The sequence below is a fragment of the Longispora fulva genome, from assembly GCF_015751905.1.
In the GTDB taxonomy this organism is placed as follows: domain Bacteria; phylum Actinomycetota; class Actinomycetes; order Mycobacteriales; family Micromonosporaceae; genus Longispora; species Longispora fulva.
This window is the reverse complement of the sequence record NZ_JADOUF010000001.1, coordinates 3,310,998-3,334,529: the sequence shown is the minus strand read 5'-3', so window position 1 is coordinate 3,334,529 and position 23,532 is coordinate 3,310,998. Positions and strand designations below refer to the sequence as shown.

Genomic DNA, 23,532 nt, shown 5'->3' with positions numbered 1-23,532 from the left:
TGATGCGCAAACCCCTCAGCATGCTCGCCGCGGTACTCATCGCGGTGGGCATGGCATCCCCGGCGGCGGCAGCCCCCCAGGCGCCGACGCGGACCAAGGCTCCTTCCGCGAGCGCACCGTCGGTGTCCGGTGCCCGGACCGTCACCAGCGTGCGCGAACCGGCGCACCGGCAGGCCAGGCCGCTCACGCCCGACCGGCTGCCACCGACGGCGTTGACGTCCCGCCAGCCGGAGCCTGTCGGACGCGGGACCTCGCTGGCCGCGTCGTGCACGGCGGCGGACTTCAGCTCCCGCACCGGTGCGGCCCTGGTCTCCTACGTCAAGGCCTCCGACGTGATGACCTGCATCAACACGCTGTTCAGCGTCGCGCAGAGCCAGGCGTACGGGGTGTTCAACGAAGCGCAGATGACCACCATCGCCACCGCGTACCGGACGAACGCGCAGTCCTACCCCGGCAACAACTCGACGGGTACCGAGCAGCTCGTGCTGTTCCTGCGGGCCGGCTGGTACGTGCAGGAGCAGTATCCCAGCACCATTCCCGCCTACAGTGCCGCGCTCACCACCGCGCACGCGGCGGCGCTGGACGCGTTCTTCGCCAACCCCCGCAGCTCCGACGTCAACGACGCCAACGGCGAGGTCCTCGGCGAGTCGATCATCCTGACCGACAGCGCCATGCTGCAGCACCGCTACATCGCCCTCTACAAGAGGATGCTCACCGGCTACACCAGTGCCTACGACCCGTACTACTACATGCTGGCGGCCGTCAACGACGTCTACATCCCGATCTTCCGGGGGCACTGGAACGCCGCGTACGTCACGGCGGTCACCTCCGACCCGTCGCTGATCGACACCCTGTACGCGTTCGCCCGCGACCACCTGAACCTGCTCGGCGGCGACTGGTCGGTGCTGGCGACCAACGCCGGCGCGGAGACCGCCCGGTTCCTGTGGCACGACGCGACCAGGGTGAAGACCCGGCCGCTCGCGAAGGGTCTGCTCGACCGGTCGTCGATCACCGGCCCCACGGCGGGGCTGTGGGTGGCGGTCGCGGGTCAGGCCGACTACTACGACCGGGCGAACTGCTCCTACTACGGCACGTGCGACCTGGCGAACCGGCTGGCCGACGCGGCCCTGCCGATCCGCTACAACTGCGACGCCGGGCACACGATCTGGGCCCAGGACCTCACGTCGGCCGAGTTGACCGCGACGTGCACCAGCGTGCGCAACCAGGACGCCTACTTCCACGCCATCGTGGCCGACTCCGGTCCCGTGGCCAACGACAACAACACCAACATCCGGATCAACGTCTTCAACTCCAGCTCCGACTACCGGACGTACGCCGGCGTGATCTTCAACATCAGTACCAACAACGGCGGCATGTACCTGGAGGGTGACCCGGCCGTCGCCGGCAACCAGGCGAACTTCGTCGCCTACGAGGCCGAGTGGCAGCGGCCCACCTTCGCGATCTGGAACCTCAACCACGAGTACACCCACTACCTCGACGGCCGCTACGACACCTACGGCGACTTCAACGCCGGCCAGGTCGTCCCGGACATCTGGTGGATCGAGGGCTTCGCCGAGTACGTCTCCTACAGTTACCGCGGCGTCGACTACGACGACGCGATCGCCGAGGCCGGCAACCACACCTACGCGCTGAGCACCCTGTGGCAGACCACCTACGCCAACACCAACCAGACCCGCACCTACAACTGGGGCTACCTGGCGGTGCGCTACATGCTGGAGAAACACCGCTCCGACGTGCTGGCCATCCTCGCGAAGTTCCGGGTCGGCGACTACCAGGGCGGCTACGCCTACTACTCCACCACCATCGGCAACCGCTACGACGCCGACTTCGCCGCGTGGCTGACCGCCTGCAACGCCGGCGCCTGCCGGGGGAACGGCGGGGTCAACCAGCCCCCGGTCGCGGCCTTCGACGCTGCGGTCTCCGGGCTGACGGTGAACCTCACCGACCGCTCGACCGACTCCGACGGCGCCATCGCGTCGCGGTCGTGGACCTTCGGTGACGGCGGCACGTCCACCGCCGCCAACCCGAGCCGCACCTACGCTGCGGCCGGCACCTACACCGTCACCCTGTCCGTCACCGACGACAAGGGAGCCACCGCCAGCACCAGCCGGGCCGTCACCGTCGGCGGCACACAGCCGTGCACCGACCCGAACACCCAGGCCATGGACCGCAACTGCTCCCGGGCCAACCGCTCGGCCACCGCGGGCAACCTCGACTACCTGTGGATCTACCTGCCGGCCGGCACCACGACCCTGAGGGTCACCACCAGCGGCGGCACCGGCAACGCCGACCTCTACTACAACCCGAACACGTGGGCGACCAGCACCGCCTACACCGCACGTTCCACCAACGCGGGCAACACCGAGACCCTGACCGTCACCAACACCACCGCGGGCTACCGCTACATCAGCCTGTACGCGGTGACCGCCTTCTCCGGCGTCACCGTCACGACCAGCTACTAGCACGCGGCCCCGGGGGCGGCTGACGGACAGCGTCGCCGCCCCCGGGCGCCCCGCGCCTCAGTGCGGCCAGGCGGGGGAGCGGCCGAGCAGGGCCACGATCTCGTCCAGCCGCGTCTCCGCCGTCCACGGCACCACCGGCCCGAACGGCGTGCCCGGCGCGGTCCGGTACCCGCCGACGGGCACGGTCCGGGCGACGCCGAGGGCCACGTCCAGCAGGCGCTGATCGAAGCGCACCTCGACGCCCAGCGTGCGGGCGACGTCCCAGGAGTGCACCACGTAGTCGATGAGGTGGAAGCTGATCGCGTCGCGGGCCGGGAACGATCGCGTGGTGGTCAGCTCCGGCAGCGGGAACGCGCGGTCGAGGACGCCCGGCGCGGTGAACGACGCCAGCACGACATCGGCCGCCTCGCGGTAGGTCGCGACGTGGTCCGGGCCCAGCGGGCGCAGCCGCCACCGGGCGAAGTCGCCGTCGCCTGTGGACGCCGCGGCGAATCCGTGGTGCTGGGTGCCCATGTGGGCCAGCAGCCCGTGCAGGGTCCAGCCGGCGCAGGGTGTGGGCCGATCCAGGTCGGCGGCGGTGACGTGGGCGACCAGGTCGACGCTGACGGCGACGGCTTGGGCGTCGAGCGCCACCAGGTCGGCGTCGGTGGCGGAGGCGAACGCGTCGGCCGGCTCGCGCGGAGGAGTGGAAGGCATGGATAGACGATAGGTCGGTGCGACCCGCCCGGTCCCGCACGTGCTCCACCTCACGTTGATCTTTGATGGTACTGATCGGTACCGTATTCACAACGGAACCGATCGGTACCGTTCCTGAGGGGAGCGTCCACCATGAACCGCACCGTCCTGCTCGGCCTCGCCCGCAACGGGGCCGTCGCCCGCGCCGTCCTCCTCGCGCTCGCCACGGTCGTCCTGCTCGCCGCCGGCCAGCGGATCCTCATCCCGTTCGCCGTGGCCGCGTACGCCGTGGCCAACGCCGTCGCCCTGACCCTCGCCACCGCCCGGGCGACCCGCGCGACGGCCCCGGCCCGCCCGGCCGGGCGCTAGGCTCGCGCCATGCCCACCCACGCCCGCGACCGCCTCCTCGACACCGCCGAGCGGCTGTTCTACGCCGAGGGCATCCGCGCGGTCGGTGTCGAACGGATCCTCGCCGAGTCCGGGGTCGGCCGCGCGTCCCTGTACCGGCACTTCCCCGGCAAGGACGACCTGGTCCTCGCGGTGCTCCGCCGCCGCGACGCCGACTGGCGCCATTGGCTCGCCGACGCCGTGGACGCCAGTGGGGCCGGGCCCGCCGACCGCCCCCTGGCGGTGTTCGACGCGCTGGCCGAGCGGTTCGCGCGCGCCGACTTCCGCGGCTGCGCGTTCATCAACACCATCGTGGAGGCCGCGGACCCCGACAGCCCCGCGCACCGGGTGGCCGACGAGCACAAGCGGGCCGTGACGGCGTACCTGGAAAAGGTGTTGGTCTCCGCCGGCCACCGCGACCGCGACCTCGCGGAGCAGTTCACCCTGCTCGTCGATGGCGCCCTGGTCACGGCACTGCGGGAGCGGTCGCCGCGCGCGGCCGGCCGGGCCAGGGCGATCGCCGCGGCACTGCTGGCTGCGGCGACCCCGGACGCCGGATGACCGGCGCTAACCGATCAGGTTGACCAGGTCGACGAGCCGGTTGGAGTAGCCCCACTCGTTGTCGTACCAGCCGACGACCTTGACCTGGTCGCCGATCACCTTCGTCAGCCCCGCGTCGAACGTGCAGGACGCCGGGTCGGTGACGATGTCGGAGGAGACGATCGGGTCCTCGGTGTAGGCCAGGATGCCCTTGAGTCGCCCGTCGGCCGCGGCCCGCATGGCGGCGTTGACCTCCTCGACGGAGGTGGGGCGCGCGGCGGTGAAGGTCAGGTCCGTCGCCGAGCCGGTGGGGACCGGCACCCGCAGGGCGAAGCCGTCCAGCCGGCCGGCGAGCTCCGGCAGGACCAGGCCGATCGCCTTCGCCGCGCCGGTCGAGGTCGGGGCGATGTTGAGTGCCGCGGCCCGGGCCCGGCGCAGGTCGGGGCGGGGCCCGTCCTGGAGGTTCTGCTCCCCGGTGTATGCGTGCACGGTGGTCATCAGGCCCCGGGTGATGCCCACGGCCTCGTGCAGGACCATGGCCATCGGGGCCAGGCAGTTGGTGGTGCAGGAGGCGTTGGACAGGATCGTGTGCAGCGCAGGGTCGTACCGGTCGTGGTTGACGCCCATGACGACCGTCAGGTCCGCGCCGGTGGCCGGGGCGGAGATGACCACCTTCCGCGCGCCGCCGTCGACGTGCACCCGGGCCGCCGCCGCGTCGGTGAACCGCCCCGTGGACTCGATGACGATGTCGGCGCCCAGGTCGCCCCACGGCAGGTTGGCCGGGTCGCGCTCGGCGAACGCCCGGGTGGTGCGGCCGGCGACCGTGATGCCGGTGTCGGAGGCCCGGATCTCGTGGCCGAGGCGGCCGAGCACGCTGTCGTACCGCAGGAGGTGCGCCGTGGTGGCAGTGTCGCCGAGGTCGTTGTAGGCGACGATCTCGATATCGGCGTCGGAGGCGAGGACCGCCCGGTAGAAGTTCCGGCCGATCCGGCCGAAGCCGTTGATGCCCACGCGTGTGGTCACGTGTTCCCCCGTCGTTCCGGCGGCGCATCCGCATCGGTGGAGGGGTTCCCCGGCCGCCGCGCCGCACGCGCTCGACCCTAGCGGAGGCCGCCCACCGTCGTGGGTCCCGGGATCTGCCGACAGCGAAGGGAATGGTGTTGGCGAAGGGCCCCCGTCCGGGCAGCATGAGGGGATGCCAGCACTTCAGCGCACGGAGGCGCGCACCCGCGCCCACCTGATCGACGTCCACGGCTACCAGCTGGACCTGGACCTGACCCGCGGCGAGGACGTCTTCGGGTGCACGACGGTGATCCGGTTCTCCTGCGCCCGACCCGGCGCCGACACGTTCCTGGACCTGCGGCCGGCGGCCCTGAACCGCGTCGTGCTCAACGGCCGGCCGCTCGACCCCGCAGGCCTCGACGACCACCGGCTCGCCCTCACCGACCTGGCCGCGGAGAACGAGCTGCTCGTCGAGGCCGACATGGCGTACTCGCGGACGGGCGAGGGCCTGCACCGGTTCACCGACCCGACCGACGACGCCCGGTACGTGTACGCGGCGTGCGGCCCCGACCACGCCCCGCGGATGTTCCCCTGTTTCGACCAGCCGGACCTCAAGGCCCCGTTCACCGTGGCGGTGACCGCGCCTCCGGAGTGGACGGTGCTGGCCAACGCCGCCGGTGAGGCGCGCGGGGCCGGGCGGTGGGAGTTCGCACCGACGCTGCCGATCAGCACCTACCTGGTGACGGTGGTCGGCGGGCCGTTGCACTCGGTGCACGACGAGCACGACGGCATCCCGCTCGGCCTGCACTGCCGCCGTTCGCTGGCCGCGGACCTGGACAGGGAGGCCGACGAGCTGTTCGAGGTGACCCGGGCGTCCTTCGACCGGCTGCACGAGCTGTTCGCCGAGCGGTATGTGTTCGGCCGCTACGACCAGGCCTTCGTCCCCGAGCTGAACTGGGGCGCGATGGAGAACCCCGGCTGCGTGGTGTTCGCCGAGGAGGCGCTGTTCCACTCGCCGCCCACCGAGGCCCAGCGGACCCAGCGGGCCGTGGTCGTCGCGCACGAGATGGCGCACATGTGGTTCGGCGACCTGGTCACGATGCGCTGGTGGGACGACCTGTGGCTCAACGAGTCCTTCGCCGAGTACCTGGGCTTCCGGATCGCGGCGGAGAACACCCGCTTCACCGACGCGTGGACCGGGTTCGCCGTGGCCCGCAAGCACTTCGGGTTCGACGCCGACCAGCGCCCCACGACGCACCCGGTCGCCGCCACCGGCCTGGAGAGCCTGTCGGAGGCCATGGCCAACTTCGACGGCATCGCCTACGCCAAGGGCGCGGCCGTGCTCCGGCAGCTGGTCGCGTGGCTGGGCGACGAGGCGTTCTTCGCCGGGGTCAACGCGCACCTGGCCCGGCACCGGTTCGGCAACGCCGAACTGGCCGACCTGCTCGACGCGCTCGCCGCCGCGAGCGGCCGGGACGTGCACGGCTGGGCGGAGCTGTGGCTGCGGACCAGTGGCATGGACTCCCTGCGGGTGGAGCGGGGGACCCTCGTGGCCACCGGCACCCGGCCGCACCTGGTGGCCGTCGGCGTGTTCGACGGCGAGCCGCCGGTGCTCCGGGACCGGCACGACCTGGAGGTGCCGCCCGGCGGGCGGATCGCGCTCCCGGAGCCGGCGCGCGGCGGCCCGCCGCAGACCGCCTCCGCGCCTCCGGCGCACAGCTTCACCTCGGAGGCCACTTCCGCGCGACCCGGCGGCGGCCGGGAGCGGGAAGCCGGATTCGTGCTGCCCAACCTGGGCGACCTGACCTGGGCCAAGGTCCGCCTCGACGACTCCTCCTGGCGGGAGGTCGCCCGGACGCTGTCCCGGATCGCCGACCCGGAGACCCGGGCCGTGCTGTGGTCGATCGCCCGCGACATGGTGCGCGACGCGGACCTCGCCCCGCGGGCGTACCTCGACCTCGTCGCCGAGCACCTGCCCGCCGAGCGCCTCGACTCGATCGTCGAGGCGGTGCTCACCTTCGCCGGCACGAGGGTCGTCGACAGCTACCTCCCGCCGGACGAGCGTCCGGCCGGACACGAGCTGCTCGCCGGGGTCGGTCGCCGGCTGCTCGACGCCCCCGACGCGGCCCCGGGGCTGCGGTTGGCGGCGCTGCGCGCGACGATCGACAACGCGGTCGGCGACCCGGCCGGCCTGGAGAAGCTGCTGGCCGGTGCCGACCTGGGCACTGAGCTGCGCTGGGCGGCCCTGACCCGGCTCGCCGCCGGGGACGCGATCGACGACGACCGCCTCGCCGCCGAGCTGGCCGCCGATCCGAGCAGCAGCGCGCACCTGGGCGCGGCGACGGCCCGGGCGGCGCTGCCCGGGGCCGAGGCCAAGGAACGCGCCTGGGGCGTGCTGTTCGGTGCGGACGCCCCGTCCACGTACGTCCTCGCCGCCACGGCGCGGGGCTTCTGGCAGTCGGGCGCGACGGAGGAGTATGTCCGCCGGTACTTCGCCGACGTTGCCGGCGTCGGCGAACGCGGCGACATCGTGGCGATGACGCTGGGCGGCCGGGCGCTGTTCCCGGTGGGCCACTCCACGCCGGGGACCGTGCGGGCGGCGGAGGAGTGCCTGGCCGGCCCGGACCTGACGCCGGCGCTGCGCAGGGCCCTTGCCGACCAGCTCGACGAGCTGCACCGGGCGGTGCGGATCCGGGCGGCGGGCTGACGGTTCCGGCCCGGGCGATCGGCTGACGGTGCTGCGCCCGGGCGCCCCGGCGGGGCCGCAAAAGCAGCCGGCTATCCGATCCGGGTCAGTTCGCTGGTGCTCAGCCGGTCGACGAGCCGCAGACTGTCCCCGGTGCAGCTGAACGACTCCACGCCGTCCTTGTAGGCGTCCGGTCCGGAGGCCTTGGCGACGTCGTCGACGTAGGTGGTGGCGAACAGTGAGCTCGCCCCGTAGGTGATGGACAGCCCTTCGGCCGTGGCCTGCCAGCGGAAGCCGGTCGCCCCGGTGGTCCTGACCTTCGTGGACTGACCGTCGATCTGGCCGGCGAACCACACCCCGCCGCCCATGTCGACGAGGCCGCCGCCGAGGGCCGTGAACGTCATCACGTACCCCTCGCTGGCGAGGCTGAGGGTGCCGGTGTGGTTCTCCACGTGCCCGACCGCGTGCTGGAGTTTCCACACCCCGGGCACGCACGCCGTCCCGACGAGCGGCCGGTCGACGGTCGGGGACGGCACGGGGGCGACGACGGGCGACGGGACGGGGGTGCCCGGCCCGGCGGTCGCGGTCGGCGCAGCCCACGACGGGCCGGAGGGGCCGGCGGGCGAGCCGGTGGCGCTCGGGCCGGCGGGCTGGCTCTGGGCCTCGGCCGGGGACGTCGGCCCGAACGTCTTCCACAGCAGCACCCCACCGGTGATCAGCTCCGGCAGCGCCGTGATCAGGGTGACCCACGTGGCGAAACGCGCCTGCCTGGCGTTGTCAGTACCCTCGACCATCCACGACTCCACGTGATCGGCGGCCGGGTGGTGGTGTGACGAGCGGACCGGCCGGACCATCATCACAACAGAACCCCGGCCGGATCCCCCAGCTCATGTCACAAAAAGGACACCCACCCGTGGTGCCTCAACCAGCGCGCGGCGGTGACTTCCGGCGCGGCTCCACCCTCGGCCCTCAATCGCCGCATACAGTACATGTTGTGAATTATCGCGACAGGATCGCGCCCCGCGCGCTCACCGCAGCCACTCTGGCGCTCGCGGCCCTGCTGGCCCCCGTCACCGCGACCGCCGAACAGGCCCAGTCCGTCGTGGTGTCCGAGCGGCCGATGAGCTGGACCCCGAACGTCCTGGACGGCACGGTGTACGCGATCGCGGTCATCGGCGACATCGCCGTCGTCGGCGGGGACTTCACCGCCGTCCGCGCGGCCGCCTCGGGCACCGCGCTCAGCCGGCGCTACGTGTTCGCGTTCCGGCTCGGCACGGGCGAGATCCTGCCCGACTTCGCCCCCACCCTCGACGGCACGGTCTACGCCCTGTCGGCCGGCGCCGACGGCAGCGTGTACATCGGCGGCGCGTTCACCCAGGTCAACGGCGAGGACCGCCGGGGCCTGGCCAAGCTCGACGCGCGGACCGGGAGGACCGATCGCGCGTTCACGGGCGCGATCGCCGACGGCGAGGTGCACACCCTGGTGGCTCGCGGCGACCGGCTGTACGTCTCGGGCTGGTTCAGCAGCATCTCCGGCGTGTGGCGCACGGCGCTCGCCCGGCTCGACGCCGCGACCGGCGCGGCGGACCACGGTTTCGTGCCGGACCTGCGGCGGGCCGGCGGCGGGCTGGTCCGGGTGGAGGCGATGGCCGTCTCCCAGGACGGCGCCTCCCTGCTGATCGACGGCTCCTTCACCCACGTCGACGGCGTGGACCGCTTCAACCTGGCCCTGCTGGACGTGTCCGGGGCCGAGCCGTACGTGCGGGACTGGAACACTTACGCGTACCGGAACTCCACCTGCATCTGGTCGCCCAGCACGTACCTGCGCGGTGTGGACTTCTCGCCCGACGGCTCGTACTTCGTCGTCGTCACCAGCGGACACATCAACGAGCCGACCAAGATGTGCGACACCGCCGCCCGGTTCGAGACCGACACCGACGGCGTGCACGACCCGACCTGGGTCAACCACACCGGGGCCAACACCCTGCTGTCGGTGGCGGTGACCGGCTCGGCCGTGTACGTCGGCGGCCACCAGCAGTGGCTCGACAACACCTACGGCCACAACAAGAACCGGGGCCCGGGCGCGGTGCCCCGGCCGGGGATCGGCGCGATCGATCCGGACACCGGCAAGGCGCTGGCCTGGAACCCGACCAAGGACCGGGGCGTCGGCGTCGAGGCGCTCGTCGCGTACCCCGGAGGGCTGCTGGTCGGCAGCGACACCGAGTACATGGGCCACGAGTACCACGCGCGGCTGGGCGGCTTCGAGCTGCCATGACAGCGCCGGCCCGGTAGCCTCGGGAAGATGAACATCGATCCTGACGCGTACACGGTGCTGTGTTTCGGCGACTCCAACACGAACGGCATCCCCTCCGACGACGAGGACTACGTCCGCCTCGCCGCGGACGTGCGGTGGACGGGCCGGCTCCAGGCCCTGCTCGGGGACGGATTCCACGTCATCGAGGAGGGACTCAACGGCCGGACCACCGACGTGGACTACGCCGACCGTCCCGGCTGCAACGGCCGGCCCTACTTCGCACCCTGTCTGCGGACGCACCACCCGGTCGACGTCGTCGTCATCATGCTCGGGACCAACGATCTGAAGACCCAGTTCGACCGGTCCCCGGAGGACATCGCCGCGGCTCTGGACGGTTACATCGACGACGTCGACGACAACGCCGCGAACCGGGACGGCGGAACTCCCCGGACCATTCTGGTCAGCCCGATTCCGCTCGACGACACCCAGCCGATGTTCGCGGCGAACACCCTCGGGGCCTTCGACGCCGCCGCGGTGGACAAGTCGCGCCGGTTGTCGGAGGAACTGCTGAAGGTGGCTCGGGCGCGTGGCGTGCACTTCGCCGACGCGGCCACGGTCGCCCGGGCCGGAGGCGACGGCCTGCACCTCCGCCTCGACGGTCACCAGCCCCTCGCCGAGCTGGTCGCGACCACGATTCAGGACGCGCTCGCCGATCTCGTCGCCGCGCACCACTGAGTCCGCGACGGCCCCCGCCCTGTCCTGGCGCGCAAGCCCGGCTGCGTCGCCGATGGGGAGCGGCACGATCCCCGCCTATGATCCGATGGTGGATTACTTCGTGTACGGTCACGACCGCCCAGACGTCGGGGACCTGCGGTGGGAGCGGACCGAGGAACACTGGACCTTCATGGACGGCTACGCCGACGTCATGATCGCCCGGGGCCCCACCCTCACCGAGGACGGCGAGGGCGTGACCGGCAGCGTGCACATCGTCGACCTGCCCGACTCCGCCGCGGCCCGGGCGTTCGCCTACGACGAGCCGTACTACCGGGCCGGCGTGTTCGCCGACGTGCTGGTCCGCCGCTGGAGCAACACCCTCGGCCGGACGATGTGGGCGTTCACCGGCACCGGCGAGGACCCGCGCTTCCTGGTCATCGGGCACGGCCGGCACGGCATGACCGACGTGCGCGACCGGTACCGGGCCGACCAGCGCGACTACCTCGCCGCCGGCTACTCCGAGCGCCTCATCGCGCACGGGCCGATGCTGTCCGAGGACGGCGTGGAGTGGCTGGGCACCGCGACGCTGGTCGAACTGCCCGACCGGGCCGCCGCGGAGGCGATGCTGGCCCGCGGCCCGTACGCCGAGGCGGGCCTGTACGAGCGGGTCGAGGTCCACCCGTGGCGGTTCGGCGGCCGACCGGCCAGCTGAACCGCCTGGAACCCCGCCTGAGCAGCCCGGTCCGCGGTGTCGGCAGGACGACTCGGACGCCGGCCGCGCACCATCGGTCGGGGGCGGGCATGGTAGCGGCGGTCACGGGGCCGTGGAGTCTCCAGATTGACTGACAAGTGTCAATGTCTTGTCTAGGGTGGGCGCAACCCTCCGACCCCAGGAGCAGCGATGACCCCTCTCCGCCGCAGACTACTGGCCCTGGCCGGCTGTCTCGCGCTCGTCGCGTCCACCCTGCTGTCCGCGTCCCCGGCCCACGCCGCGGTGCCGGACGTCTGGGCGTTCGCCTATATGGACAATCCCGCGCCGGCCCCCGGCTCGGTCACCAACACCGCATACCAGTGGGGCACCTACCGCTCCACCTGCCCCGGTTCGTGGATCACCGTGACCCAGATCGCGATCGGGAAGTACCAGCTCAAGCTCCCGTGCAGTGCCTCGACCAACGGGATCGTGCACGTCACCGCCGTCAACGACAACGCCAGGTACTGCGACATCGAGAACTGGTTCGACAGCGGCGGGACGAAGGTCGTGACCGTCCTGTGCTTCAAGGGAAACTTCCAGGACAACTCGGCGTTCACCATGACCTACATGCGCAGCTCCGGCGGGCCGGTCGGCGGGGGAGCGCACGCCTACGTGTACTCCAACATGTCCGGTGGCGTGTTGGCGAGCTACAACTCGACCGGGGCCGCCAACTCGATCACCCACACCGGAACCGGCACGTGGACGGTCAAGTTCGCGGGGCTGAGCACCGGCGGCTACGACGGTGACCTGCAGGCCACGGCGGTGCACCCCAATGACATGGCCCGCCGGTGCAGGGTCGACAACTGGTACTTCAGCGGAACGGACTATCTGGTGCCGGTGTCGTGCACCGACTCCAACGGCGCGCCGGTCGACACGTGGTGGACCGCGTCGTACCACCTCAAGCGGTCGGTCTTCGGAGCTGCCAACCCGCCGACCCGGCTCGCCTACCAGACGAACCTGACCGGGGCGCCCGCGGGCAGCAGCTACAACTCGCTCGGTGCGTCGAACACGTTCGGCTCGGCCCCTCCCGGCCGGTACACGATGGTGTTCCCCGCCGTCGGCGTCAGCCGCACCCATCTTCAGGTGACCGCGCTGGGTGGCCCGTCCGGCTACTACTGCAACCTGGAGAAGACGTGGACGATCTCCGGGTCGGACGTGCTGGCCCCGGTGATCTGCTTCAACAACGTCGGCGTCCCGACCGACAACCTGCTGTTCTCCACCTACAGCTCAGAGATCTGACCGTCCCGGGTGGCGCGGGCACCCCTCGCCGGTGCCACCCGGGGACGACTCGCTAGTCGTCGAGCCAGTCCCACGGCTTGGGCTCGCGGCCAGGCCGCTTGCGCAGGGCCGTCGGCTCGTTCAGGCCGGGAGCGGGCTGGTTGTGCACGGCGGTCGGCTCGGACAGCGCCGACGACGGATTCCGGACCACGGTCGGCTCGGACAGCGCGGCGGCCGGATGGCGGACGGCGGTCGGCTCGGACGTCGGGGCAGCCGGGTGGCGGACGGTCGGCTCGTGCGCGGACGACGGCGGTGCGTGGGCCGGCTCGGCGGGGACGGTCCGCAGGATCTGGGTCGCGTGGTCGGGCCGCTGGGGCGCGCTGGGCGTCGAGCTGCGGTACACCGTGGGCGTCGGGCGGGCCGGGCCCTCGTCGCCGTCGCGGCCCTTGCGGAGCAGGAAGTACACGCACGCCCCGCCGCCGCCGAGCAGCAGGACGCCCAGGATCACTGCGAACGTCAGCATCGGACTGCCGTCGTCGCCGTCGGCCGCGCCGGCGACCGGGGACTTCTCGATCCGCTGCACGGCGTTGGGCGCGGCCGCCGCCGTCAGGGTCAGCGAGATGTCGACATCGGACACCGCGAGTCCGGGGGTGGCGGTCCGGGTGACCGTCACCGGTGTGTACCCGGTCTTCGTCGCCACCAGGGTGAGGGTGCCGGCGGTGAACTGCTCGGCCACGGACGCCGCCGTGTACGTGAACGCTCCGGTGTCCCCGGACGTCACGCCCCGGGACTTGCCGGCGGAGTCGGTGATGGTGACCACGGCGCCCGGCACCGGCTTGGTCTCCAGGTCCAGCACCCGCCCGGTGACCGACGGGATCCCGGTGGACACCGGCCCGTTGAGCGTCACGGGGACGGTCGCGGTGATCGCGCCGGCGGCGGTGGTGAGGAAGGAGCCGGCGGCGCTCAACGAGCCGGCCACGGTCTGTCCGGAGGTGAGGGCGGACTGGGCCGGCGGGGCGATCGACACGGTGACGGCGGTGTTCGACGCCGCAGCCACCGGGATCACGGGGCAGGTGACGACCGTCGGGGCGGCCTGGCAGCCGGCGGCGGCCGCCGTGAACTGCACGCCCTGGGCGACCAGCTCGGCGGGCATCGAGATGGTGAAGCCGGCGGTGCCCGGCGCGGCGCTGGTGTTGGTGAGGGTGAGCGCGACCGTCACCGGGGCGCCGCCCACGCCGATCGTCACCGCCGTGGGGCTGAACGCCGCGGCGATCTCGTCGGCCGCGACCGCCGGGGCGGCCGTCAGGATCACCGCGCAGAAGGTCGTGACGACCGGCCACATTCTGCCCGCCAGTAGGCGCATGTCCCCACCTCTCCCGATCACGTCACCCCGCGAACGACTCGACGCACAATAGCGGGACCCGTCCACCGGTTTCCAGGCCGGAGTGCCCCGGATCGGCACATCCGCCCGGTGGCGCGGAGATGTAAGGACGGTGAACTGTCCCGGGCGGCCGGGCGGGTAGGTCGGATCAGGGTAGCGCCGGTCCCCGGGCGCGGCCCGCAGGGCGCGGGAACGCCGCGACGGCCAGCGCGGCGAGCGCCTGCACGAGGGCCAGAACCGCCGGTGGCCGCCCGATGCCGACCAGCCCCGCCCAGAACGGATCCGGCCGCCACATCTCCGCCGGCCAGCCGAGCACCGTCACGCCGATCGCGAACGCCGGCAGCACCCCGATCAGCGTACACACCGTGCAGAACGTGACAAAACCCCGAAGCCACCCAGGGCATTTCTCGGTACGCCGACTCACCCAGCCCGTCAGCAGCCACCCGACGAGCGCGCCCGGCGCGGGGAGGGCGGGTAGGCGCGCAGGAGCCGGGCGTACCGACGGGCGAGGGGGGTCATGACGGCTGCGCCGCCGGGCCGCCCATGCCGGTCGCACGCTCGGCGAGTCGGCGGGCGGCCGTCGCGGCGGTGCGCCGCATGCGTTCCGTCTCGGCTTCCAGGGCGGCGGCACCGGGCCGGGTGAGCCGGTAGTAGCGCCGGGTGCGGCCGTCGACGACCTCCTCGCGGTCGGGCTCGACCAGGCCCTCGGCGGTGAGTCGGTCGAGGGCGGCGTAGAGGGTGCCGGCCTGGAGGGTGATCTGGCCGGCGGACAGCGTGGCGACCTCCTGGATCACCCCGTAGCCGTGCAGGGCCCGGGTGGCCAGGGCCGTGAGGATCCAGAAGGTCGGTTCGCGCATCGACGCCATACCGAAAATATAAAGATGATCTGATTATGTGGTCAAGGGCGGCGGGCCGCCAGGTGACCGCGCAGCCACGCGTACCACGCGTCGAGGCCGTCGCCGCGGGTCGCCGAGACGGACAGTACCTCCAGGCCGGGGTTGACCGTCCGGGCGTGCCCGGCGCACCGGTCGGGGTCGAAGTCCACATGCGGCGCCAGGTCGACCTTGTTGATGACCATGAGCTGCGCGGACCGGAACATGTGCGGGTACTTCAGCGGCTTGTCGTCGCCCTCCGTCACCGACATGACGACCACCCGGGCGCGCTCCCCGAGATCGAACAGCGCGGGGCAGACCAGGTTGCCGACGTTCTCGATCAGCACCAGCGACCCGACCGGCGGGTCGAGCGTGGCCAGGCCCCGGCCGAGCATCTCGGCGTCGAGGTGGCAGCCGCTGCCGGTGTTGATCTGGACCACCCGGCAGCCGGTCGCCCGGATCCGTTCGGCGTCCAGGAGGGTCTCCTGGTCACCCTCGACCACCGAGACGGGTACCTCCGCGCGCAGGTCGCGGACCGTGCGCTCCAGCAGCGTCGTCTTGCCGGAGCCGGGGGAGCTCATCACGTTCAGGGCGAGGATGAAGCGGGCCGCCAGCCAGTCGCGGTTGCGCCCGGCGAGCAGGTCGTTCTTGGCGAGCACGCTCTGCTCCAGCGTGACGACCCGGGTGGCGGTCCGGGCGGGTCCGGCGGCGCCGTGCCCGTGGTCGGCTTCGTGGTCGTGGTCGTGGTCGTGCCCATGGCTATGGTCCGGGGCGTGTCCCGGGCCGGGCCGGGTGACCACCCGGCCGCTGTCGAGATCCGTGACCGTTGACCGGGAGTCCTCGTCGCACCCGCACGTCGCGCACACGTCAGGCCACCTCCACCTGTCTGATCATGAGTTCCTGTCCGCTCGTGATGTCGAGGTCCGCGCTGCCGCACGGGCACAACGGGATCAGGTCGACGAGCTCGACGTCGGACCGGCACCCCCGGCAGTACGCGCCGCCGGGGACGTCGACGATGTCCAGCCGCGCGCCCTGCAGCGGCGTGCCCTCGGTGCACAGGTCGAAGCAGAACCGCACCGAGTCGGCCACCACCCCCGACAACCGGCCGATCTCGAGGGTCACGGCCAGGACGCGGGCGTCACCGAGGCGGTCGCGGACGCTCGCCACGACGCTCTCTGTGATCGCCAGTTCGTGCACGCCCATCAGCCTCCCCGGGAATTGTGGCCCGCCGCCGCGGGCTGGCGGGCGTCTTTCGGGGAAACGCCGCGCGGCCCGGACGTCATCACCCGCACGGCCACGCCGGTCGCGACCAGCAGGCCCCCGCCGACCCAGAACGCGCGCCCGGCGGCACCGGTCGCGGAGCCCGTCGCGGCGAACGTGCCGAGGAAGACGCTGCCCAGCAGGGCGGTGCCGAGCGTGCCGCCCAACTGCTGGACGGCGTTGAGCAGCCCGGCGGCCGAGCCGGTCTCGTGCGGCCGGACCCGGTGCAGCGCCGTGGTGAAGAACGGGACGGTGAACAGCCCCAGTCCGGTGCCGCACACGGCCAGTGCCCCGAGCAGCGGCCACGGGTACCCGCCGGCCGTGGCGTACACCGCGACGGCGCCGAGGACCCCGGTGAGCATGGTGGCGAGCCCGGCGTGCATGACCCGGGCGCCGTACCGGGGGACCAGGTGCGCGCCGGCGACCCAGGAGGCCACGGCCATCCCGCCTGACCAGGGCAGCATGGTCAGCCCGGCGGTGAGGACGTCGGCGCCGAGGCCGAGCTGCAGGTGCACCACGACGACGAGCATCAGGCCGTTCATCGCGGCGAAGAACAGGGCCGAGCACACCAGGGCCGCGGGGAAGCCCCGGTTGCCGAACAGGCTGCCCTCGATCAACGGGTGGGCGGCCCGTCGCTGGTGCAGGCCGAACAGTGCGAGGGTGGCGACGCCGACGGCGAGGACCGTCCAGTGCCGGCCGGGGGCGATGAGTGGGTACACGACGAGGCCGGTGCCGACCGCCGCCAGCGCCGTGCCGACCAGGGCGAGCCGGGGCCGGTCGGGGGAGCGGTCCTCGGCGAGCAGCGGGGCGGCCAGGAGGACTGCGACGCCGAGCGGCACGTTGACCAGGAACACCGCCCGCCAGGAGGAGCCGAACAGGTCGGCGTGGGTGAGGATCCCGCCGAGCGCCGGCCCGCACACGGCCGACAGCCCCATCACCGGCCCGATGGTGCCCAGCGCCCGGGCGGTCTCCGGGCCGGTGAACATGCTCTTGATCAGCCCGAACGTCTGTGGGATCACCAGTGCCGCGGCGCAGCCCTGCACGGCCCGGGCCGCGATCATCGTTCCGGCGGAACCGGCGAGGGCGCAGGCCACCGACGCCAGGACGAAGCCGGTGACCCCGATCCGGAACACCCGGCGGCGGCCGACGATGTCCCCGAGCCGGCCGCCGGTGATCAGGAGCATGGCGAAGGGCAGGGTGTAGGCGGCGGCGTACCACTGGATGTCGGCGGCCGGGCCGCCCAGGTCCGCGTGGATCACCGGGGCGGCGACCTGCACGATCGTGGCGTCCAGCAGGTTCATGGCCTCGGCGGTCAGCAGGGTGGCCAGCGCGGCCCAACGCCAGCGGTGACGGTGCATCGGGTACCTCCGGGTCGCTCGACTGTGACGGGTCAGAGCGTGCCGCCAGGTACCCGGAAAGCTCCAGTTCTTCTGCGATCTTTGAAGATCTGTTCCATCGGAGGGCGGTATTCTGCGGAATATGGACGACCTGGACCGCGCTGTCGTGCACGCGCTGCACGTGGACGGCCGGGTGCCGTTCAGCCGGATCGGCGCGGTGCTGGGCGTTTCCACCCAGACCGTGGCCCGCCGCTACCGGCGACTTCGGGCCGAGGCGGGGCTGCGCGTCGTCGGGCTCGCCGAGCCGGCGCGGGCGGGCCGGGCGCAGTGGATGGTCCGGCTCACCGCCAGCCCGCACACCTCCCAGGACGTCGCGCACGCCCTCGCCCGGCGCGCGGACACGTCGTGGGTGAAGCTGGCCTCCGGCGGCACCGAGATCCTCGCGATCATCGACACCCCGGCGGAGTCCGCGACCAGCCATCCGCTGCTGCTGCGCGACATCCCGCGCACCGCGAGCATCACGGCGGTGTCCGCGCACTACGTCCTGCACACCTACCTGGGCGGGCCGACGGCGTGGCGGGGCCGGGCGCACGCCCTCACCGAGGAGCAGCGCCGGCAGTTGGAACCCCCGGCGGGCGTCGGACGGGACGTGGCCGAGTCCGACGCCGCGCTGCTGGCGGCCCTGTCCCGCGACGGCCGGGCCGTGCTCGCCGACCTGGCCACCGCGACCGGCTGGTCGCCGGCGACCGTCGCGCGCCGCCTCGCGGACCTGCGGGCGGGCGGCGCGCTGTTCTTCGACGTCGAGATCGACCCCGCGCTGTTCGGCGCCACCACCCAGGCGCTGCTGTGGATGGCGGTCACCCCGGCGCGGCTGGACGCGGTGGCGGTCGCCCTGGCCGGGCATGACGAGCTGGCGTTCGTGGCGGCCACCACCGGCCCGACCAATCTTGTCGCCCACGCGCTGTGTGCGGACCCGGCCGGGCTGCACGCCTACCTGACCCACCGGCTCGGCCCGATCGAGGGGATCAGGACGCTGGAGACGGCCCCGGTGCTGCGCACCCTCAAGGCGGCAGGCCCGCTGGGCCCGTGACTACCGGTGACAGACGGCCTCGACGTTGTTGCCGTCGGGGTCACGGACGTACGCCCCGTAGTACGTCTCGTGGTATTCCGGGCGCACGGCCGGCTCGTGCAGCACCTCCGCCCCGGCCTCGACCGCCGCGTCGAAGAACGCCCGCACGCTCTCCCGGTCGGCGGCCGTGAACGCCACGTGTGTCTCGCGCGCCCGGCCACCGGTCGTGGCCAGGCCGATCCAGAAGTCGGGGAACGACGTGCCGTAGCCGACGACGTCCTCGTGTTCGGCGATCCGGCGGCCGCCGAGCGGGGCGAGGACCGCGTCGTAGAACGCCGCGCTGGCGGCCAGATCGCTGACCTGAAGGGAGATGTGATCGATCATCTGTCCAGTAAACGCCATCGGGGGGCCGTGCGGCGCACATCCGCCCGGACGACGGTGTGCGGTCCCGTTAACTCCCCGTGTCCACACGTCGTGATCAACCGGTAATGCGGCCGTCCTAAGGTGACGACTGCGGGTCGATCTGTGGGAGGGAGCGCGGGGCTTGAAGGCGGACAGCGTGCGGACGGTCTGCTCGTACTGCGGCGTCGGCTGCGGCATCGTGCTCGACATCGGCCGCGACGTCGCCACGGGCCGGCGAACGGTCACGAAGGTTTCCGGGGACAAGGACCACCCCGCGAACTTCGGGCGACTGTGCACGAAGGGTTCGACCAGCGCGAACATGATGGCCGCCCCCGGACGGGCCGCGACGGCGCTGATCCGGGCCGAGCGGGGCGCGGAGCCCACCGCCGCCGACGTCGACGAGGCGATCACGACGGTCGCCGGGCGACTGCGGGCCATTCTGGACGAGCACGGCCCCGACGCGCTGTCCTTCTACGTGTCCGGGCAGATGTCCCTGGAGGCGCAGTACCTGGCGAACAAGCTGGCCAAGGGGTTCGTCCGCACGAGCCAGATCGAGTCCAACTCCCGGCTGTGCATGGCCAGCGCCGGTTCCGGCTACAAGCTGTCCCTGGGCGCGGACGGCCCACCTGGCTCCTATCAGGACTTCCACCGCGCGGACGCCTTCCTCGTCATCGGCTCCAACATGGCCGACTGCCACCCGATCCTGTTCCTGCGGATGATGGACCGGGTCAGATCGACCGGGGCCAAACTCATCGTCGTCGACCCGCGACGTACCGCCACCGCCGACAAGGCGGACCTCTTCCTCCAGATCAAGCCGGGTACGGACCTGGCGCTCCTGAACGGCCTGTTGCACCTCCTGGTCGCCGGCGGCCACACCGACGCGGCGTTCATCGCGGAGTTCACCGACGGCTGGGAGGACATGCCAGCCTTCCTGGCCGACTACCCGCCAGCGAAGGTCGCCGAGGTCACCGGCATCCCCGAGGCGGACATCCGGCGGGCGGCGGAGTGGATCGGCGGGGCCGGCGAGTGGATGAGCTGCTGGACGATGGGCCTCAACCAGTCCACCCACGGCACGTGGAACACCAACGCCCTGGTCAACCTGCACCTGGCCACCGGGGCGATCTGCCGCCCCGGCAGCGGCCCGTTCTCGCTCACGGGCCAGCCCAACGCGATGGGCGGCCGAGAGATGGGCTACATGGGCCCGGGCCTGCCCGGCCAGCGTTCCGTCCTCGTGGACGCCGAGCGCGCCTTCGTCGAGGACCTCTGGGGCGTCGAGGCGGGCACTCTGCGGACCGAGGTCGGGCGCGGCACGGTGGAGATGTTCGAGCGGATGGCCGCCGGCGACATCAGGGCCTGCTGGATCATCTGCACGAACCCGGTCGCCTCCGTGGCCAACCGCAGGACCGTCATCGCCGGGCTGGAGGCCGCCGAGCTGGTCATCACCCAGGACGTGTTCACCGAGACCGAGACCAACGCGTACGCCGACGTCGTCCTGCCCGCCACGCTGTGGGCCGAGTCCGACGGAGTCATGGTCAACTCGGAGCGGAACCTCACCCTCGTCCAGGGCGTCGTCGACCCGCCGGGGCAGGCGCTGCCCGACTGGCGGCTGATCGCCCGCGTCGCCTGCGAGATGGGCTTCGCCGACGCGTTCACCTACACGGACGCCGAGGAGGTCTTCGAGGAGCTGAAGCGGGCCTGGAACCCGAAGACCGGCTGGGACCTGCGCGGCGTCAGCTACCAGAGGCTGCGCGAGACCCCGGTGCAGTGGCCGGCCCCGTCCCCGGAAACTGGCGACCGCAACCCGATCCGCTACCTCAACGACGGCGTCAGCCAGACCCTGCTGGAACGCGACGACGGCACCCGGCCCCGGCTGGTGTTCCCCACCGCGACCGGCCGCGCCCAGTTCTTCGCCCGCCCGCACCTGCCCGCCGCCGAACTCCCCGACGACGACTACCCGTTCGTCCTCAACACCGGACGCCTCCAGCACCAGTGGCACACCCTGACCAAGACCGGCAAGGTCGCCGCACTCAACAAACTCAACCCGGGGCCGTTCGTCGAACTGCACCCCGACGACGCCGCCGCCATGGCCGCCCGCGACGGCGACCACATCGAGGTCGCCTCCCGCCGGGGCCGTGCCGTCCTGCCGGCGGTCGTCACCGACCGGGTGCGGCCCGGAAACTGCTTCGCACCGTTTCACTGGAACGACCTGTTCGGCGAGTACCTCAGCGTCAACGCCGTCACCAACGACGCCGTCGACCCGATCTCCTTCCAACCGGAGTTCAAGGCCTGCGCCGTGGCACTGCGCGTGGTGCCGGCCCGGGCACCCGGGGAGCCCACCGGGACCGGTCCGACGGTCCCCGCGCAGCGACCGCCCACGGACGCTCCCGTCACCACCGCGCGATCCGCGGCCACGGCGCACGCGGTCGGGCCGGCTACGGCCTCCGAGGCCACGGCGCAGGCGGTCGGGCTCACTACTTCGCAGCCCGGGGCCCTGTCACCGGCGGTAGGGCCGGCCACGGCCGTCGACGCACTCGCCGCTCTGTTCGGCCTGACCGATCTCACCGGCCCCACGCTGGGCGAACAGCAGCGCCGGTACCTGACCGGATACCTCTCCGGCCTGACCCTGGCCCCGCCCGGCGGCGTTCCGACGCTGCCCGCCAACGCGCCCTTCGACCCCGAGACGGCGCGGTGGGTGGACGGTGTGCTGGCCGGCATGTTCTCCCGGACCGCTTCCGCCTCCGAGCCGGTCGCCGTCGCGTTCCCGGACGTGGCCGCGGACCGGACCGCACCCGCCCCGGACCAGGCCACCGACCGGGCCGCAACCGAATCCGCCTCGGACCAGGTCGCCGACCGGACCGCCCCGACCCGGAGGCTTCTCCTTTTGTGGGCCTCGCAGACCGGCAACGCCGAGGACTTCGCCGCCGCCGCGGCCGCCCGCATCACCGGGGCCGGGCACCCCGCGACCCTGCTGGCCATGGCCGACACGACCCCCGGCCAGCTCACCGCCGACACCGACGCGCTGATCGTGACCAGCACCTTCGGTGACGGCGACGCCCCCGACAACGGCGCGGACCTCTGGCGCGGGCTCAACGCCCCCGACGCCGCCCGCCTCGACGGGCTGCGGTACTCCGTCCTGGCGTTCGGCGACTCCAGCTACGAGGACTTCTGCGGCCACGGCCGCCGCCTGGACGAACGCCTCGCCGAACTCGGCGCGACCCGCCTGCACCCACGCGTGGACTGCGAACCCGACTACGACGAGGCCGCCGGCCAGTGGCTCGACCAGGTCACCGTCGCCCTTGCCACCGTGCCCGACCGGCGGCCGGTACCCGTCATCGCGGTCGCCGCGGCGGCCCGGCCCTCCGCGCCCGCCGGCTACTCCAAGGCGTCCCCGTTCGCGACCCTGCTGATCGGCAACCGCCTGCTCAGTCTCCCCGGGTCGCACAAGGAGGTGCGGCAGTTCGCCTTCGACACCCAGGGCGGCGAACTCGCCTACGATGTCGGCGACGCCCTCGGCGTGTGGCCGGCCAACCGCGCCGAACTGGTCGCCGAATGGCTCGCTCTCACGGGCCTGGACCCTCAGGAGGGCGTGGAGGTCCCCGACAGCGGGGTCATCCCGCTCGGCGAGGCCCTGCGGACCCGGTTCGACATCGCCCGCATCACCCCTGACCTGCTCAGGTTCGTCGCCGAGTCCACGGGCGACCGCCAGCTCCGCCGGCTCCTGCGCCCGGACAACAAGGGCGAGTTGGCGAAATGGAGCTGGGGTCGCCAGGCCGCCGACGTCGTCGGATCCTTTCCCGTCCGGGCGTCGGCTGCGGCGTGGGCCGGCGTGCTCAAACGCCTGCAGCCCCGCCAGTACTCGATCTCCTCGAGCCCGCTGGTCCATCCCGGCGAGGTGCGCCTCACGGTGTCCGTGGTCCGCTACACCAACGATCTCGGGCGCGACCGGGCGGGCGTGTGCTCGGCGTACCTGGCCGACTGCGCCGACGACGGCCCGGTGCAGGTGTTCGTCCAACGCCTGCCGCACTTCCGCCCGCCGGCCGACGCCGCGACCCCCATGATCATGGTGGGCCCGGGCACCGGCGTCGCCCCGTTCATCGGCTTCCTCGAGGACCGCCGGGCCCGCGGCCACACCGGACCCAACTGGCTGTTCTTCGGCGAACAGCGCGAGGCCACCGACTTCTACTACCGCGACGACCTGCGGGCCCACCTCGCCTCCGGTCACCTCGACCGCCTCGACACCGCCTTCTCGCGTGACCAGCGCACGGCGATCTACGTGCAGGACCGGATGCGGGAGCACGGTCCCCGGCTGTGGCGCTGGCTGCAGGACGGCGCCCACGTCTATCTCTGCGGCGGCAACCGGATGGCCAAGGACGTCGACGAGGCGCTCCGCGGGATCGTGGCCGCGCACGGCGGCATGGACGAGGAGTCGGCCGCCGCCTACGTCCAGCAGTTGGCCAGCGACCGGCGCTACGTCCGCGACGTCTACTGAGCGCGGCCCGCC

At 72.5% G+C, this 23,532-nt stretch carries 20 protein-coding genes; 10 read left to right on the top strand and 10 right to left on the bottom strand.

Annotated features, from left to right (window positions below; genetic code table 11):
- The first annotated feature begins 2 nt into the window (after nucleotides 1–2).
- Nucleotides 3–2,483 carry a collagenase gene (locus tag IW245_RS14640; RefSeq protein WP_197003724.1) on the top strand — a complete coding sequence of 827 codons (2,481 nt, stop codon included), beginning with the start codon at nucleotides 3–5 and terminating at the stop codon, nucleotides 2,481–2,483.
- Between the two features lie 57 nt (nucleotides 2,484–2,540).
- Here IW245_RS14640 and IW245_RS14635 read toward each other — a convergent pair whose 3' ends face one another.
- Complete coding sequence (locus IW245_RS14635; RefSeq protein WP_197003723.1) at nucleotides 2,541–3,179, bottom strand: TIGR03086 family metal-binding protein; 639 nt, start codon at nucleotides 3,177–3,179, stop codon at nucleotides 2,541–2,543.
- A gap of 132 nt (nucleotides 3,180–3,311) precedes the next feature.
- On the opposite strand from IW245_RS14635, the gene IW245_RS14630 reads away from it, so the two are divergent.
- Together IW245_RS14630 and IW245_RS14625 are read left to right on the top strand one after the other, a co-directional pair.
- Nucleotides 3,312–3,527, top strand: coding sequence for a hypothetical protein (locus IW245_RS14630; protein ID WP_197003722.1), 216 nt, complete (start codon nucleotides 3,312–3,314; stop codon nucleotides 3,525–3,527).
- Nucleotides 3,528–3,536: 9 nt separating this feature from the next.
- The gene (locus IW245_RS14625) at nucleotides 3,537–4,106 is read left to right on the top strand and encodes a TetR/AcrR family transcriptional regulator (RefSeq protein ID WP_197003721.1); all 570 of its coding nucleotides are present in this window, start codon (nucleotides 3,537–3,539) and stop codon (nucleotides 4,104–4,106) included.
- A gap of 6 nt (nucleotides 4,107–4,112) precedes the next feature.
- Here IW245_RS14625 and gap read toward each other — a convergent pair whose 3' ends face one another.
- The gene (gene gap, locus IW245_RS14620; protein ID WP_197003720.1) at nucleotides 4,113–5,108 is read right to left on the bottom strand and encodes a type I glyceraldehyde-3-phosphate dehydrogenase; all 996 of its coding nucleotides are present in this window, start codon (nucleotides 5,106–5,108) and stop codon (nucleotides 4,113–4,115) included.
- A gap of 172 nt (nucleotides 5,109–5,280) precedes the next feature.
- On the opposite strand from gap, the gene pepN reads away from it, so the two are divergent.
- Entirely contained in the window at nucleotides 5,281–7,794 is a 2,514-nt protein-coding gene (pepN, locus tag IW245_RS14615) for an aminopeptidase N (protein WP_197003719.1), read from the top strand.
- Nucleotides 7,795–7,865: 71 nt separating this feature from the next.
- On the opposite strand, the gene IW245_RS14610 is transcribed toward pepN, so the two are convergent.
- Complete coding sequence (locus tag IW245_RS14610; RefSeq protein ID WP_197003718.1) at nucleotides 7,866–8,567, bottom strand: hypothetical protein; 702 nt, start codon at nucleotides 8,565–8,567, stop codon at nucleotides 7,866–7,868.
- 200 nt (nucleotides 8,568–8,767) lie between these two features.
- Here IW245_RS14610 and IW245_RS14605 point away from each other — a divergent pair, with 200 nt between their 5' ends.
- The 4 genes from IW245_RS14605 to IW245_RS14590 all read left to right on the top strand — a co-directional run bounded on the left by IW245_RS14605 (nucleotide 8,768) and on the right by IW245_RS14590 (nucleotide 12,731).
- Nucleotides 8,768–10,048, top strand: coding sequence for a PKD domain containing protein (locus IW245_RS14605; RefSeq protein WP_233473021.1), 1,281 nt, complete (start codon nucleotides 8,768–8,770; stop codon nucleotides 10,046–10,048).
- Between the two features lie 27 nt (nucleotides 10,049–10,075).
- Entirely contained in the window at nucleotides 10,076–10,762 is a 687-nt protein-coding gene (locus tag IW245_RS14600; protein WP_197003716.1) for a GDSL-type esterase/lipase family protein, read from the top strand.
- Nucleotides 10,763–10,850: 88 nt separating this feature from the next.
- On the top strand, nucleotides 10,851–11,453 hold the full coding sequence (locus tag IW245_RS14595; RefSeq protein ID WP_233473020.1) for a YciI family protein: 603 nt from the start codon (nucleotides 10,851–10,853) through the stop codon (nucleotides 11,451–11,453).
- A 189-nt stretch (nucleotides 11,454–11,642) separates the two neighbouring features.
- Nucleotides 11,643–12,731 (top strand): hypothetical protein, encoded by a 1,089-nt coding sequence (locus IW245_RS14590; RefSeq protein ID WP_197003714.1) that lies wholly within the window; start codon nucleotides 11,643–11,645, stop codon nucleotides 12,729–12,731.
- A gap of 52 nt (nucleotides 12,732–12,783) precedes the next feature.
- Here the strand turns inward: IW245_RS14590 and IW245_RS14585 are convergent, their stop codons facing one another.
- The 6 genes from IW245_RS14585 to IW245_RS14560 form a co-directional block, all read right to left on the bottom strand.
- Nucleotides 12,784–14,073 (bottom strand): carboxypeptidase-like regulatory domain-containing protein, encoded by a 1,290-nt coding sequence (locus IW245_RS14585; protein WP_197003713.1) that lies wholly within the window; start codon nucleotides 14,071–14,073, stop codon nucleotides 12,784–12,786.
- A 166-nt stretch (nucleotides 14,074–14,239) separates the two neighbouring features.
- Nucleotides 14,240–14,455 (bottom strand): hypothetical protein, encoded by a 216-nt coding sequence (locus IW245_RS14580; protein ID WP_197003712.1) that lies wholly within the window; start codon nucleotides 14,453–14,455, stop codon nucleotides 14,240–14,242.
- 151 nt (nucleotides 14,456–14,606) lie between these two features.
- On the bottom strand, nucleotides 14,607–14,957 hold the full coding sequence (locus IW245_RS14575) for a PadR family transcriptional regulator (protein WP_197003711.1): 351 nt from the start codon (nucleotides 14,955–14,957) through the stop codon (nucleotides 14,607–14,609).
- Between the two features lie 32 nt (nucleotides 14,958–14,989).
- Nucleotides 14,990–15,829 carry a hydrogenase nickel incorporation protein HypB gene (hypB, locus tag IW245_RS14570; protein WP_233473019.1) on the bottom strand — a complete coding sequence of 280 codons (840 nt, stop codon included), beginning with the start codon at nucleotides 15,827–15,829 and terminating at the stop codon, nucleotides 14,990–14,992.
- Between the two features lies 1 nt (nucleotide 15,830).
- Nucleotides 15,831–16,160: a hydrogenase maturation nickel metallochaperone HypA/HybF gene (locus IW245_RS14565; RefSeq protein WP_197003710.1), complete on the bottom strand. Its 330-nt coding sequence runs from the start codon at nucleotides 16,158–16,160 to the stop codon at nucleotides 15,831–15,833.
- Nucleotides 16,161–16,165: 5 nt separating this feature from the next.
- The gene (locus IW245_RS14560; RefSeq protein WP_197003709.1) at nucleotides 16,166–17,581 is read right to left on the bottom strand and encodes an MFS transporter; all 1,416 of its coding nucleotides are present in this window, start codon (nucleotides 17,579–17,581) and stop codon (nucleotides 16,166–16,168) included.
- A gap of 121 nt (nucleotides 17,582–17,702) precedes the next feature.
- Between IW245_RS14560 and IW245_RS14555 the strand changes: the two genes are divergently transcribed.
- Entirely contained in the window at nucleotides 17,703–18,650 is a 948-nt protein-coding gene (locus tag IW245_RS14555) for an Lrp/AsnC family transcriptional regulator (RefSeq protein ID WP_197003708.1), read from the top strand.
- Here the strand turns inward: IW245_RS14555 and IW245_RS14550 are convergent, their stop codons facing one another.
- Nucleotides 18,651–19,013, bottom strand: coding sequence for a VOC family protein (locus IW245_RS14550; protein WP_197003707.1), 363 nt, complete (start codon nucleotides 19,011–19,013; stop codon nucleotides 18,651–18,653).
- Nucleotides 19,014–19,173: 160 nt separating this feature from the next.
- Between IW245_RS14550 and IW245_RS14545 the strand changes: the two genes are divergently transcribed.
- Nucleotides 19,174–23,520: a bifunctional nitrate reductase/sulfite reductase flavoprotein subunit alpha gene (locus IW245_RS14545; RefSeq protein WP_197003706.1), complete on the top strand. Its 4,347-nt coding sequence runs from the start codon at nucleotides 19,174–19,176 to the stop codon at nucleotides 23,518–23,520.
- Nucleotides 23,521–23,532 lie beyond the last annotated feature (12 nt).

Bases quoted from the DNA above. Each gene is read 5' to 3' on its own strand.
- IW245_RS14640 (WP_197003724.1), top strand. From the start codon at position 3: ATGCGCAAACCCCTCAGCATGCTCGCCGCGGTACTCATCGCGGTGGGC.
- IW245_RS14635 (WP_197003723.1), bottom strand. From the start codon at position 3,179: ATGCCTTCCACTCCTCCGCGCGAGCCGGCCGACGCGTTCGCCTCCGCC.
- IW245_RS14630 (WP_197003722.1), top strand. From the start codon at position 3,312: ATGAACCGCACCGTCCTGCTCGGCCTCGCCCGCAACGGGGCCGTCGCC.
- IW245_RS14625 (WP_197003721.1), top strand. From the start codon at position 3,537: ATGCCCACCCACGCCCGCGACCGCCTCCTCGACACCGCCGAGCGGCTG.
- pepN (WP_197003719.1), top strand. From the start codon at position 5,281: ATGCCAGCACTTCAGCGCACGGAGGCGCGCACCCGCGCCCACCTGATC.
- IW245_RS14610 (WP_197003718.1), bottom strand. From the start codon at position 8,567: ATGGTCGAGGGTACTGACAACGCCAGGCAGGCGCGTTTCGCCACGTGG.
- IW245_RS14600 (WP_197003716.1), top strand. From the start codon at position 10,076: ATGAACATCGATCCTGACGCGTACACGGTGCTGTGTTTCGGCGACTCC.
- IW245_RS14590 (WP_197003714.1), top strand. From the start codon at position 11,643: ATGACCCCTCTCCGCCGCAGACTACTGGCCCTGGCCGGCTGTCTCGCG.
- IW245_RS14585 (WP_197003713.1), bottom strand. From the start codon at position 14,073: ATGCGCCTACTGGCGGGCAGAATGTGGCCGGTCGTCACGACCTTCTGC.
- IW245_RS14575 (WP_197003711.1), bottom strand. From the start codon at position 14,957: ATGGCGTCGATGCGCGAACCGACCTTCTGGATCCTCACGGCCCTGGCC.
- IW245_RS14560 (WP_197003709.1), bottom strand. From the start codon at position 17,581: ATGCACCGTCACCGCTGGCGTTGGGCCGCGCTGGCCACCCTGCTGACC.
- IW245_RS14555 (WP_197003708.1), top strand. From the start codon at position 17,703: ATGGACGACCTGGACCGCGCTGTCGTGCACGCGCTGCACGTGGACGGC.
- IW245_RS14550 (WP_197003707.1), bottom strand. From the start codon at position 19,013: ATGATCGATCACATCTCCCTTCAGGTCAGCGATCTGGCCGCCAGCGCG.